The 12,583-nt window shown below is 35.1% G+C and carries 13 protein-coding genes and 1 pseudogene; 6 read left to right on the top strand and 8 right to left on the bottom strand.

What is annotated here, in order from left to right:
- Positions 1-21: 21 nt before the first annotated feature.
- Genes NYG92_RS01670 through NYG92_RS01660 form a run of 3 tightly spaced genes read left to right on the top strand, consistent with a single transcriptional unit; the run spans position 22 to position 1,721 of the window.
- Positions 22-228, top strand: coding sequence for a hypothetical protein (locus tag NYG92_RS01670; RefSeq protein ID WP_004277997.1), 207 nt, complete (start codon positions 22-24; stop codon positions 226-228).
- On the top strand, positions 215-871 hold the full coding sequence (gene cgpA, locus NYG92_RS01665; RefSeq protein WP_289233331.1) for a glycoprotein CgpA: 657 nt from the start codon (positions 215-217) through the stop codon (positions 869-871). Before NYG92_RS01670 ends, cgpA begins: the two co-directional genes overlap by 14 nt.
- Entirely contained in the window at positions 840-1,721 is an 882-nt protein-coding gene (locus tag NYG92_RS01660) for a DNA ligase (RefSeq protein WP_289233330.1), read from the top strand. Before cgpA ends, NYG92_RS01660 begins: the two co-directional genes overlap by 32 nt.
- On the opposite strand, the gene ybeY is transcribed toward NYG92_RS01660, so the two are convergent.
- From ybeY to NYG92_RS01645, 3 genes are read right to left on the bottom strand one after another with little or no spacing between them, the layout of a single operon-like run.
- Positions 1,696-2,103, bottom strand: coding sequence for an rRNA maturation RNase YbeY (gene ybeY, locus NYG92_RS01655; protein ID WP_027304235.1), 408 nt, complete (start codon positions 2,101-2,103; stop codon positions 1,696-1,698). The two genes, NYG92_RS01660 and ybeY, sit on opposite strands and share 26 nt — an antisense overlap.
- 56 nt (positions 2,104-2,159) lie before the next feature.
- Positions 2,160-3,641 (bottom strand): sodium/proline symporter PutP, encoded by a 1,482-nt coding sequence (gene putP / locus NYG92_RS01650; RefSeq protein ID WP_289233329.1) that lies wholly within the window; start codon positions 3,639-3,641, stop codon positions 2,160-2,162.
- A 9-nt stretch (positions 3,642-3,650) separates the two neighbouring features.
- The gene (locus NYG92_RS01645; RefSeq protein ID WP_289233328.1) at positions 3,651-7,163 is read right to left on the bottom strand and encodes a proline dehydrogenase family protein; all 3,513 of its coding nucleotides are present in this window, start codon (positions 7,161-7,163) and stop codon (positions 3,651-3,653) included.
- A gap of 175 nt (positions 7,164-7,338) precedes the next feature.
- On the opposite strand from NYG92_RS01645, the gene NYG92_RS01640 reads away from it, so the two are divergent.
- Entirely contained in the window at positions 7,339-8,310 is a 972-nt protein-coding gene (locus tag NYG92_RS01640; protein ID WP_289233411.1) for a glycosyl transferase family 90, read from the top strand.
- 21 nt (positions 8,311-8,331) lie between these two features.
- On the opposite strand, the gene NYG92_RS01635 is transcribed toward NYG92_RS01640, so the two are convergent.
- The 5 genes from NYG92_RS01635 to NYG92_RS01615 all read right to left on the bottom strand — a co-directional run bounded on the left by NYG92_RS01635 (position 8,332) and on the right by NYG92_RS01615 (position 10,997).
- Entirely contained in the window at positions 8,332-9,270 is a 939-nt protein-coding gene (locus tag NYG92_RS01635) for a Cj0814-related protein (RefSeq protein WP_289233327.1), read from the bottom strand.
- A 198-nt stretch (positions 9,271-9,468) separates the two neighbouring features.
- Complete coding sequence (locus NYG92_RS01630; protein ID WP_002788974.1) at positions 9,469-9,612, bottom strand: hypothetical protein; 144 nt, start codon at positions 9,610-9,612, stop codon at positions 9,469-9,471.
- Positions 9,612-9,929 (bottom strand): hypothetical protein, encoded by a 318-nt coding sequence (locus tag NYG92_RS01625; RefSeq protein WP_289233326.1) that lies wholly within the window; start codon positions 9,927-9,929, stop codon positions 9,612-9,614. The genes NYG92_RS01630 and NYG92_RS01625 overlap by 1 nt, the downstream gene beginning before the upstream one ends.
- Before the next feature lie 40 nt (positions 9,930-9,969).
- The gene (locus tag NYG92_RS01620; protein ID WP_289233325.1) at positions 9,970-10,371 is read right to left on the bottom strand and encodes a Cj0814-related protein; all 402 of its coding nucleotides are present in this window, start codon (positions 10,369-10,371) and stop codon (positions 9,970-9,972) included.
- Positions 10,368-10,997, bottom strand: a complete 630-nt coding sequence (locus tag NYG92_RS01615; RefSeq protein ID WP_289233324.1) for a hypothetical protein — start codon at positions 10,995-10,997, stop codon at positions 10,368-10,370. Before NYG92_RS01615 ends, NYG92_RS01620 begins: the two co-directional genes overlap by 4 nt.
- A gap of 152 nt (positions 10,998-11,149) precedes the next feature.
- Here NYG92_RS01615 and NYG92_RS01610 point away from each other — a divergent pair.
- Positions 11,150-11,986 (top strand): annotated as a pseudogene (locus NYG92_RS01610) (hypothetical protein).
- A complete protein-coding gene (locus NYG92_RS01605) occupies positions 11,971-12,567 on the top strand; it encodes a C39 family peptidase (RefSeq protein ID WP_289233323.1) in 597 nt (198 codons plus the stop codon). The pseudogene NYG92_RS01610 and the gene NYG92_RS01605 overlap by 16 nt, the downstream one beginning before the upstream one ends.
- Positions 12,568-12,583 lie beyond the last annotated feature (16 nt).

The following is a 12,583-nucleotide window of genomic DNA, read 5'->3' as shown; positions in this document are numbered from 1 at the left end:
TTTTATGCACAAATTTTTAAAATGTGCTTTCTTTCTTTAATTGTGATTGTGGGGGCGATTTATTTTGGCAATATGTTCTTTGGGCAGTATTCTTTAGATACTATGCTTTCTTTAGAATCAATGAAAAGAGAGTTAAATAGACAAATTTTACTTCTTAAAGAGCAAAATGCTAAAGCGCAAAAAGAATATTTTGAATTACAAGGACTTGACCCTGATGAAAAAAAATAGGTGGATTTTATTTTTCTTGATTTTTAGTTTTGCTTATGCAAATGATAATCCTTTTAGCGGTGAGCAAAATGTTAGTATCATTACCCCTTCATCTTTTACGAGAAGTGATGTGAAATTTAATTCTAATGCGAGAATTTTAAAAAGTGTTAGTTTTAATTATATCAATTTAGACGGCACAGAAGAAACTCTCGTGCTAGATGTGAATAAAAGCATAGATTGGCACGATACTTATACTATAATGCGTTCTAAAAGCCCTGAACCATCTAAAATCCTAGATGTTTCTGTAACAATACCTAGTAAGGGTAATGCAGACTCAAATCTTTCTATCGATGTGGAACTTCCAATTCAAAGTGGAAGCATAGATAAGCTTTTAACTTATAGTGTCTATAAAAATAAAATTCGTCTTAATACAAATGACGAGCTTGTGTCCGATTTTTCCATAGGTAATCCTAGCAAAATCGTAATGGACTTTAAGTCAAATGTCATCAGCCCTAGCAAGGCTGTGAGGATAAAAAATTCCTTTTTTAAAAGGCTAGATTTCGGTTCTCATAAGGGTTATTATCGCTTGGTTTTATATTTAGATGGCAAGTATAATTATAAGATAGAAAAAGATGCGAGTGGCTATACAATCTTTATTTTGTAGATTTTTTATTTTTATTTTGTTGATTAATTTTGTCTTAGCCGATGAATTATTATTACTCAATAAATTTGATCAAAAAGCTTTTAAAGATGCAAATTTGAGCGAGTATTTAATGAGCGAAAAGCTTGATGGAGTGCGGGGAATTTGGGATGGAAAAGGCTTTAAGAGTCGAAAAAATTATCCCATAAAAAGCCCTGAATTTTTTAGGGCAAATTTTCCTTCTTTTGTGCTTGATGGAGAGCTTTATTTGGGTAAAAATTCTTTCGATACTCTTTCTGCTTTGCTGCGTAAAGATGATGAGAAAAACACTCTTTGGAGAGATGTTACTTATAATGTTTTTGATGTGCCAAATGCCTGTGAAGAATTTAAGCTTAATCCCTGCTCTCTCAAAAATAGGTTAAGTATTTTAGAAAAATATTTAGAAAAATATTCAAATTCTTACATTAAAATTATCCCTCATTTTGAAATTCAAAGTCAAGAACATTTAGAGCAATTTTATCAAAAGGTGCTAAAAGAAGGTGGAGAGGGGCTTGTGATTAGAAAAAATAATGCTCCTTATGAGAAAGGACGCACCAATAATGCCCTAAAACTTAAGCCTTATGAAGATGCAGAGTGTAAAGTCGTAGGATATACGCAAGGAAGGGGCAAATTTGAAGGTATGGTGGGGGCTCTACTTTGTCAAATGCCAAATGGTAAAATTATCAAAATTGGCTCAGGCTTAAAAAACAAAGATAGGGCAAATCCTCCGCAAATAAATGCCATTATCACCTATAAATTTAGCGGATATACTAAAAATAATTTGCCGCGTTTTCCTATATTCTTACGCCTTAAAGAGCCTCCGTCCTTACAATAAGACTTTGTGGAAGTTTAAAAAGGTGGATTAATTCTTCTTCTTTTTGACGCATTTCGCCCTTGTCTTTTTCGTGGTCAAAGCCTAGTAGATGAAGCATAGCGTGGATAAAAAGTAGGGAAATTTCATCTTTTAAGCTATGATGAAATTCCTTAGCTTTTTCTTGTGCTAGAGTTTTGTTAATGACTATGCTACCAAGCGGAAGAGCTTCATTTATAGCTTGCAGGGGAAAGGACAATACATCTGTGCTTTTGTTTTTATTTCTATGTTTTAAATTTAACTCTCTCATCTCTTCATTTTCTACGAAGATAAGCTCGACATCTTTAGGACTTAAAGTATTGGCTATGTCTTGTAAAAATTCGCAATTTTCTTCACAAAGTATCACTAAAAGCCTTTAAATTTGAATTATTTAAAAAAAAGGGAAGGGGGCTTTAAGCCCCGTTAAAGATTTTTAAGCATCGTTTCATAGGCTTTTTGAGTGCCCGGACGCACCTTAGTCATTAAGCTTACGATGATAATGACAAGACTAGCACACACAAAGCCGGGCACGATTTCATAGATTGGGAAATTTAAAGCCCCTGCCAAATAATTTTTCCAAGCCACAACTACAACAGCACCTGTAACCATACCTGCGATCGCACCCATACGCGTCATTTTACTCCAAAAGAGCGAAAAGAGCATTACAGAGCCAAAGCTAGCACCAAAGCCAGCCCACGCATAAGCGACTATGCTTAAGACACTTGAATTTTTATCTGTTGAAATAAGAAAAGCGATAAGGGCTACAAGTAAAACGCCTATTCTACCTAGTCTCATCACTATTTGCGAACTTGCATCTTGTTTGAAAATACGGCGATAAAAATCTTCTGCCAAAGTCGAGCTTGAAACAAGAAGTTGCGAACTAGCCGTGCTCATAATCGCCGCTAAAATCGCACTAAGCAAAATCCCAGCGATCCAAGGATTGAAAAGCAGCTGACTCATTACGATAAAAATTTTTTCAGGGTCTTGTAAGGTAAGATTAAATTTATGCACATAGGCAATGCCTAAAATTCCTATAAAGCACGCCCCAATGAGTGAAATCACCATCCAAGAAATCCCCACAAAAGTAGCAGTTGGAATCTCTTTAGTCGAGCGTATAGACATAAAACGCACCAAAATATGCGGCTGTCCAAAATACCCTAGCCCCCACGCAAGAGCTGAAATAATCGCAAGAGCCGATACGCCCTCACCCATAGATAAATTTTGAGGCTTGATTTCTTGGACGATGCTTATAGCAGCTTCATAACCACCTAAATTTGAAAGCATTACTAAAGGCACGATAATTAAAGCACTCATCATCAAAAGTCCTTGGATCATATCCGTCCAGCACACAGCTTTATAGCCGCCTAAAAAGGTATAAAGCACGATGATAATAGTCCCTGTGGTAAGGGCATAAGTATAATCAATCCCAAAGGTGCTTTCAAAAAGTTTCGCCCCACCTACAAGCCCAGAAGAAACATAAAAAGTAAAAAACACCAAAATCACAATCGCACAAACAATGCGTAAAATGTGCTTATCATCATCAAAACGCGTTTCAAAATAATCAGGGATTGTAATGCTATTAGCAATCACGCTTGTATAAATTCTAAGTCTTTTAGCGACAAAAACCCAATTTAAAAACGCCCCTATGCTAAGACCTATGGCGATATAGCTTTCTACAAAACCGCTCACATACAAAGCTCCGGGCAAACCCATCAAAAGCCAACCACTCATATCACTAGCCCCAGCACTTAGAGCTGACACCACAGGACCAAGCGACCTCCCACCTAGAAAGTAGTCTTCTGTGCTTTTGTTTTTCCTGTAAAAATAAAAGCCGATAAATAGCATTAAAGCCGAGTAGGCGATAAAAGTAATGGCAATTTCTGTGTTAATTTTGACAACTTCCATTGTTTCTCCTTATTGTGAATTTTTTAAAGCACGAATGCCTAAGTTTCCATAGCGATGATAAGACACGCTTAAAGCCTTTTCATTATGGTAGAACAAAAGCTCAAAACGCCCATTTAATAGCGGCTTATCACGGATAATAATCTTAGCCTCTTTAGCAGTAGCTTGATAGAGAGGGCTATTTTTATCCGCTTTAGCGTGATAACGAATGCGTTCAAATTTAGAAATTTTAGCGATAAATTGCTCCTCATTTTCTTCTACAAAATCCGCTCCCAAATCTACCGCCTTGCAGATTTTCTTAAGCTCTTTGATGATGGAGCTTTGTACGCTATCATAGCTTACAAGAGGACTTAGCCCTAGCGTATGACACCCTATGATAACGCCTAGAATATCTTGCAAGCTATCTTGCTCACACACCCTAAAGGCTAGGTTTTTAATCCGCGTGTAAGAAAAAAGATTATCTTCTCCGCGGATATTGACATAATCTTTTGCTACGCTAAATTCGTGCTTATGATGATAAGCATAAGATTGTGCCATAAGGGCGGCATTTGCTAGGGTAGCTTGTGTGCCTTCATCACTTGCTTTGCTTAATTTTTCTAATGCACTTGCTAAGGGAGTATCAAGTAAATTTGTATCAGTTTTTGCTTCTATATCCATAAATTGCGTGATGTAGTTATAAATCCCTACCTTTCTCCCAAAGCCTATGGCAGACTTTTTCACCCCGCCAAAAGGCTGTCTTAGCACGATAGCCCCAGTTGTGGGCTTGTTGATATAAATGTTCCCTGCTTCAATGTGAGTGTGGAAATACTCCCACTCTCTTTCATCTAAGCTTTCAAATCCCGCTGTAAGTCCGTATCCTGTGGAATTGACAATTTCAATCGCTTCTTTTAAATCTTTAGCCCTCATTACGCTCAAAAGCGGTGCGAAAAGCTCGTTCATATGTGTGAAAGCACCTTTTTTAACGCCATATTTTATGCCCGGAGTCATTAAGTGAGCGTTATCATTTATAAATGTTGGTTTTAACGCCCACTCTTCCCCAGCTTCTAGCTCATTGATAGCTTTTGTCAGTTTCTCGCTAGGTTTATCACACAAAGCACCTAATTTATTTTTTAGCACAAAGGGGCTACCTACTGCTAGAGATTGTGCCGCATCTACAAGGGCTTTTTTAAATTCTTCATCTTCATACACTTCATCTTCAAGCACAAGTAAAGAAGTGGCGGAGCATTTTTGCCCAGAATTTGAAAATGCAGAGTGGATAATGTTTTTCACCGCGCTATCTCTATCGGCAAATTTAGAGACTATGGTCGCATTTTTGCCCCCAGTTTCTGCACTTAAAAGTAGGGTAGGATTTGCTTTTAGCATTGCATAAGCAGTTTCTTCACCGCCTGTAAGTATGGAAAATTTCACCGCTTCATCGCTTAAAATATATTTCGATATATCACTGCCCTTTGCTGGTAAGAAAATAAGCGCATCTCTTGGAATGCCCGCATCCCAAAAGCACTCACAAAGCTTATAGCCTGTCAGCATAGAAAGCGATGATGGCTTATAAAGCACGACATTACCAGCAGCTAAAGGAGCAGCTATGGTGCCTACAGAAATACCCACAGGGAAATTCCACGGCGCAATGGTAACGCCTATACCCTTTGGCTTAAAGGTGGTGTTTGGATTTTGGCTTTGTAGCGTTGCTAAAGAGTGGGGATAAAACTCTATAAAATCAATCGCTTCGCTTACTTCCGGATCAATTTCTAAAAAAGTCTTGCCTGTCTCTAATGCTGCAAGCCCTATCAAATCCCCCCTTCTCTCACGCATAAGCTTGGCGACTTTGGCTAAAACGCCATAAATCTCATCGCTACTTTTTTGCGTAAAGTTTGAGTTTTTCGCCACTTCTAAAGCTGCTTTTAGCTCATTTTCTCCTGCTAAATACGCTGTGCCTATGGTGCGATGGGCGATTTTGTCTTTAACTTCTAAAGTGTTTAAATCCGCTTGTGTGAAGTCAAGCTCTCCAGCAACAGGATAGACATCATAATCGCTTAAATTTTCGTATTTTGCTTTAATATTTTGCGCCCATAAGCGATTTTGTGAGAGTATGAAGTCTGTGTCGCTTTCATTAGTAAAAGTTTTTGTCGTGTAAGAGCTTGGGACATTTTGCGTTTTAGTTCTATCCTGCTTTCTATGTGTGGAATTATCAAGGGTTTTAATGCCTTCAAGGGCATTTAAAAATAAGCTTTTTTGCTCTTCCCATTCTTTAGAGCCAACTTTAAGATTGAAAAAATAACGCATAAAATTATCTTCGCTTGTATTTTCATCAAGACGGCGCACAAGATATGCAATGGCATTATTAAAGTGTGCTGCATCACATACAGGTGCATAGAGAATTAAATCGTGCATTTGTGAAAGCTCATAAGAGCATTGCAAACTCATGCCCTCAAGCATTTCAAAGGTAAAGCTCTCACCTGCCCCAGCTTCGTTAATGCGTGTGTAAGCATAAGCGATTTCAAAAATATTATGACTTGCAATACCAACATTGATATATTTGTAATTTTCATCTTCTAATACAAGATCTAGCATTTTATTATAATTGCTATCGGTGTCGATTTTACGCGAGAAAGTCGGTAGCTCCCAGCCTCTTTGACTAGCAATCGTTTCTTCACTCTCCATATTTGCACCTTTTACAAAGCGGATTTTAATGGGCTGCATACCCTTTAAAACCCTTTCTTTTGAAAAGGCTAAGAGCTTTTTAAGATATTCATAAGAATCAGGGATATAAGCTTGTAAAACAATCCCCGCTTTAATATCAAATTTCGCCACACTCTCCATAAAGGCAGCCACGGTTAGCTCTAAGTCTCTAAATTCCTCCATATCTAAATTGATAAATTTACTCACGCCTTGTCTGTTTTGCTCTTCTAAGGCTAGGGCATAGAGTTTATCAAGTCTTTTGACGACCTCCTCTTTAGAATAGTCAAAATCAATGATATTGATTTGAGAAAAAATCGTGGTAATTTTGATAGAAATATAAGTGATATAGCTTGATTTTAGGGCTTCTTCATATTTTTGCATACGGTATTTACTCTCTGCCTCTCCTAAAACCTCTTCACCGATGAGATTAACATTAAGCGTGATATTATTTTCGCTTTTGCGTTTGGCGATGTGGGGGGCTAAAAAGCTTTCGTTAGCGTCTAAAACCATAGCTTTCGTATCGTTTCTTAAATGCGAAACAAAAAATGGCACGCTCAATTTTGGAACAAGCCTACCAAAGTTTAAAAAGCTAAAAAGCAAGAATTTCTCAAAGGCAGAGAAAAAGTCCGCTATGCCAAATTTATTAAGCGTGTGTTCTATAAGCTCAAAACTCGCTTTTTTATCTTTACAACGAAAAGAGCGGTCAAGTAGCTCGATTAGCATTACTTTATTTTTGGGATTATTAAGAAGCTTTTGCATTTTAGCGTGAAATTGTCTCTCACTAGCGGAGAGATTTTGCTCAATTTTGCTTTGTAGTTCTTCTGCCAAAGCGATGGATTTTTGTATCATTTTGTAAAATCCTTTTGTGAAATTTTTCTAAATGATACAATTAAAGATTAAATTTGTATTTTTTTATTTTGTGTTTTGTGTTTAAAATTTGATGATTTTGTATATTTTAGTAACATTTATTTGATGTTTATATAAGCGTGTTAGTATTTTAAAATATTTAAAGAGAGTGAGAGTGATGAGAAATAGCCGTCTAGCAACTAGACTTAGCCATTTAGCCTATAATATTAAGGGTATTACGCGTATGATGAGTCCGCGTTTTTTACTCGCAAGGCGTGAGAATATTTTGCGTGCTTTGCAGGAGCGAAGTGATGTGGATATGATTAAAAAAAGAGTGGATTATTATTGTCAAATAAACAGCAAAATCACCCTTGATAAAGACGCAAAAAGCATTGCTAGTGTGAGATTTGCTAGAAAGGGCGTTGGTTATAAATTTGACTCTTATGAATATTTGCGTTATTTTCCGCAAGATTTCAAAGCACATTTTGAATTTGGTGATGTTTCTTATATTTGCACTAAGCCATCTTTGACAAAATCTCGTCCTGTTGAAAGTGGGGGGGGGGGGGGTAACACGCTTTTAAAACTAGATAAAAATCGCCATTTTGTCTTCATCAAAGACCCCTATAAATTTAGCCAAAAGCAAGATAAGCTTTTTTACCGTGGGGCGATTTATCAAAAACATAGAATTGAATTTTTTCAAAAATACTTTAACCATCCCCTATGCGACTTAGGACATGTAGGAAGTAAAAGCCTCCACCACGCTTGGCAAAAAGCTAGGATAAGCATCGCTAAACATTTGCCTTATAAATTTCTTTTAGCCTTAGAGGGTAACGATGTAGCGAGTAATCTTAAATGGGTGATGAGTTCAAATTCCCTAGCCATTATGCCAAAGCCTAAATTTGAAACTTGGTTTATGGAGGGAAGTTTAGAGCCAAATGTCCATTATTTACAAATTAGAGATGATTATGAAGACTTAGAAGAAAGGCTTGAATTTTGCCTTTTGCATCCCACTTTTGCACAGGATATTATTTATAATGCTCATCAATATGTCGCGCAGTTTTTTGATAAAAAACGCGAGGATTTAATCTCGCTTTTGGTTTTGGAAAAATATTTTTATTATACAAATCAGCTTAATTTTCTTAGCATTTAAGAACCTTTAATCTTCACGCCTTTATATCCACACTTTTTGGAGTGTTTTTAGAAAGAATTTTGCCAAATTCTCCTGTTTTATCATCACAAAACCAAAAAGAAGTTCTAATTCTTCGCTTTTACCAAATTTATTTTCTAATAATTTTTTTAAAAGTTCGTTTTTGGCATTGTCATCTTTATAAGTTTCTTTGTTTTGACTTTCGCCTTGTATGGGGGCTCGGGGTTTTTGCTCCTCTTTAGCCTTAAGATCTTCTCTTGCAATTTGCTCTATGGTTTTATTGCTTGGCTCTAAATTTATTGTTAAATTTAACCATTTTTGTTTAAATTCTTCTATGCTTAAATTGCTACTAAACAAATCGAGTGCTTCCATAAGTTTTTCCATTGAGCCGTTAGCTATAAAAGAATTATTTTTTATAAAGTCATTTAAATCTTGGATTTGATTTTTATCCATATTTTTATCAAATCCCATTAACTTACCGCCTATATTGCTTTGTCCCTCAATGAGATAACCGCCACCAAATTGATTAAGAATTACTCTTGCAAAATTCATAAAAGATTTATCCTTTGAGTTTAAATCTTTCAAATTTATAATTACTTTATTTCCTTGATAAGAATTAACATCGCTTAAAAAATTATTTTCTAAATCTTGTGCCTTGTCATAAATTTTCAAAATTTCAAAACTATTTTTATCCATTTCAAAACCTAGCGGAAGTTCATTTTTAGAAAATTGCATTAAATTAGAAAACACTTTATAGGCGTTTTCTAGCGTTTTGGTAAAATCGATAGTGTCGAAATGTTTATTTTGAGAAAGATTTTTAACTAGTGTTTGCATTTGTGTCGCATCAATTTTATAATTTTTTGAAATTCCCAAGCTTTGCGTTGTTGCTTGAGATATATCTTTTAATTTTTGAGTAGAATAACCACCTTTATGATGGTTATTCATATAAGCTGTGTTTATCACACTCTCACTCCTTGCCGATTTATCTTAGTTACAAATCGGCTTTATGGTTTTTATCTTGATAATCCGCCTAATTGCCTATCAAATTGATTTTTATATCTGTAGCTTATAAATAAGTTGGCTATGATGAAAAGTAACTTTTTCATTTTTTCTCCTTTTTTATAATTTGTAAAATACAAGCAAATTTTGTGCCAAACTTTATCACAAATACCCATAAAGATGAGAGAAAACCAACCACAAAACAAAGGCTAACGCCATCACAGCTATTATGCAAAAAAACCCCATTTTACGAGCTTTGCAACCTACTATGCCCTCTATGATTTGTGCTATTAGATTTTCAAGCATCAATACCGCCAACCCTTTGAGCCAACACCCGAATTAAGAGGATGTCTTTCACTAAAAACGCCCCAAGCTGCATATCTTACGCCCCACATAGCTCCTTGTCTTGCAAGCCAATAACCTCCACCGACTAAAAACGGAGCCATTCTATTTTGTGCGGCATACCCACCCCTGACCTCTTTCATCTCATCAAGGCTAAGAATTTTTACTCCTACGCTGTTATCACTCACCGCACCATTACTTAATTTGGCAAGAAGATCATTTGCAAAGCTGAAATTTATTAATAAAGCACTTAAAATGATAATATTTGATAGTGTTTTCATAATTACTTCCTTAGTAATCAATTTATTGACCATAAATTCTTTAAGCTCTTATATTTATCGATACAATGTTATGAGTTTGATAGCCGTGTCTAATTTCATATCTCTTTTTAGTTTCGAGATATTTTTCTTTAAATTCATTAATACTTAGCGTTGAATTAAACAAGGCATTAAATTCATTTTCATATAACATAAAAAGCCCTTTCCCTCCAAAATCAAATCCCCCAATTTTATGATCGACTTCGATAAATTTTTTTAAATCCTCGACTTCTTTTTTACTTATGTTTTTATCATAACCCCATAATTTCCCTAAAATGGTTGTTTCGCCATTTTTGGCGTATCCTAAGTTTGGTAAGCCTGCAAGGTCCATAAATTTAGCCTGTTGCTTATTATTTGTTTTCATCATAGCTGACAAATTTAAATGATTTAAAGCCCCTATTGTCATCTTAATCCTCCCAAAGCACTTTCTAAGCGATCTTTATAATTTCTTTTTAATTCATTAATAATTATGTTATTGTTTAGCGTTGCACTATTAGTTACATTGCGTATGCTTCCATCAAAATGATTGACAGCAACAGCTCCATAAGAAAAATAGACAAATTTTCCAGCCCTATTAAAGCCCACATTTCTTTTTACGCTAAATCCTAAAGCCGTATAAAGAGGATTTGAGCCGTCTAAAGCATTGGTAAATTCTTGTAGTCTTTTTTGACTTTGCCATAAATGTTTTTTGGTCGCACTATTAGAATAACATTGCGTAGAGCCCATTTGACACAACCCTCTATCATTTTTCATAGTTTGTTCAAGATTAATTTGACCATTTTTTATTTCCCAACCTAATTCATTTTCAAAATCTGGAACTGCTAAAGCAGCTAATTCGTTTTGGGAAATTCTTATAGTTGCTACGGCATACCCACCCCTAACCTCTTTCATCTCATCAAGGCTAAGAATTTTTACTCCTACGCTGTTATCACTCACCGCACCATTACTTAGCTTGGCAAGAAGATCATTTGCAAAAGCAAAATTTGCTAGTAAAGCACTTAAGGCTATAACGCTAAATAGTTTTTGAAACATTTTAACTTCTTTTATTTAAGATATATTTGTGTTTATTTTATCATTTAAAAAAATTGAAGTCAAATTTATAAGATATAAAATGTCATTATTTAAAAATTTGGAGCACTCTTTGCTTGATTATCCTTTATGTAATATTTTAAAAAGGACAAATAATGAGAAAAATGATTTTCATTTTGGCGATTTTAAATGCTTGGCTTTTTGCTAGCGATGAATTAAATATCGATAGTTTGTTTAAGAAACAAATAGGTTTAAGAAGCATTACAAGTCTATCTTTACTTAGCACGGGTAATGCAAATTCTTACGCACTTTATCCTAATATCATTGTAGGCGGAGATCCTACCATTTGGAATGATACAAAGCAAGTTTTTTTAACGCAAACTTTCATTGATACTTTGCATCCTAAATTTGACCTACTGATTTCAGGTGGAGGAAGCTATGCAGGGCAGGAATATACAAATTTTTTTACCAATGAATACTCTCATAAAAATCGCATAGGATTTGATAATCTTTAGTTAGGCTTTATTTATACTGGGGAAAGTTTTGCTGACTTTATCTCGCAAATCACCTTTCAAACAGCACTCGTTCAAAGAGAAAAAGCACTCAATAATACTAAAAATTTTTATCTCAAATCGCAAAATTTACAAGCTAGTTTGTAGCGATCCTGTTGTATATAGCATTTATAGCGGCTTTGGATACAATCAAGCGAGGAAATTTAAAACCCTTAAAATAGAATATGGACATAGCATTTATGTTTATCTATCGTTTTAAGCCCTAAAATCACTTTAGATTTAGGAGCGGAGCAAAGATTTCAAATGAAACAAAAAATCAATGGCTATCAAAATTCTGAGGTGCGTTCTATCCCGACTTTTAGTTTAGGTTCTACTTATAGTATCAATGCTGACACTGCGGTTTCCGTTAATGCAAATTTTGGCGGTAGTTCGGCTGCTCCTGATAGTGTATTTGGCTTAAGTTTATGGAAAAAGTTTTAAAGAAATTTATCATTATATTTTTTATACCCTTAGCGTTGTGGGCGGAATTTGTAGTCAAGTCTTACCAAGAGCTTAAAAACGAAAAAATAGTAAGGCAAAATTACGAAGAATCTTGCGGAGCGGCTTCTTTAGCTACCTTGCTTAATCTCATCGATGATAAGAAATTAAGTGAATTAGAGCTTTTGCAAGTGATGAGCGAAAAAGAGCTTTATACGGATATGGTAAGCTTTGCGGATCTAAATGAAGCGGTTAAAAAGCTAGGCTATGAAAGTAAGGCTTATAAGATCGATAAAGAAATTTTAAAAAAACTTGTCAATGTCCCTATGCTTGTAAAAATTGAAGATGACCCTCGCTTACGGCATTTTGTGGTGATTATCAATTATAGGGGCGATTATTTGCAAGTATTTGACCCAAGTCATGGAGAATACATAAGCTCAAAAAGTCAATTCTTTAGCATTTGGGATAGGTATGATAAGGGCGGATATGCTTTGATAATAGCCCCTAAAAAGACTCTAAAAACTTTTAAGCTTCCTTTGCCAAATAAAATAAATTACGAATTTGACTTCAATTTTTTTAAATGATAGAATAAGCCTAAAT

It is taken from the genome of Campylobacter felis, assembly GCF_030250085.1.
Lineage (GTDB): Bacteria > Campylobacterota > Campylobacteria > Campylobacterales > Campylobacteraceae > Campylobacter_D > Campylobacter_D upsaliensis.
This window is presented reverse-complemented; position numbering and strand designations above follow the sequence as displayed.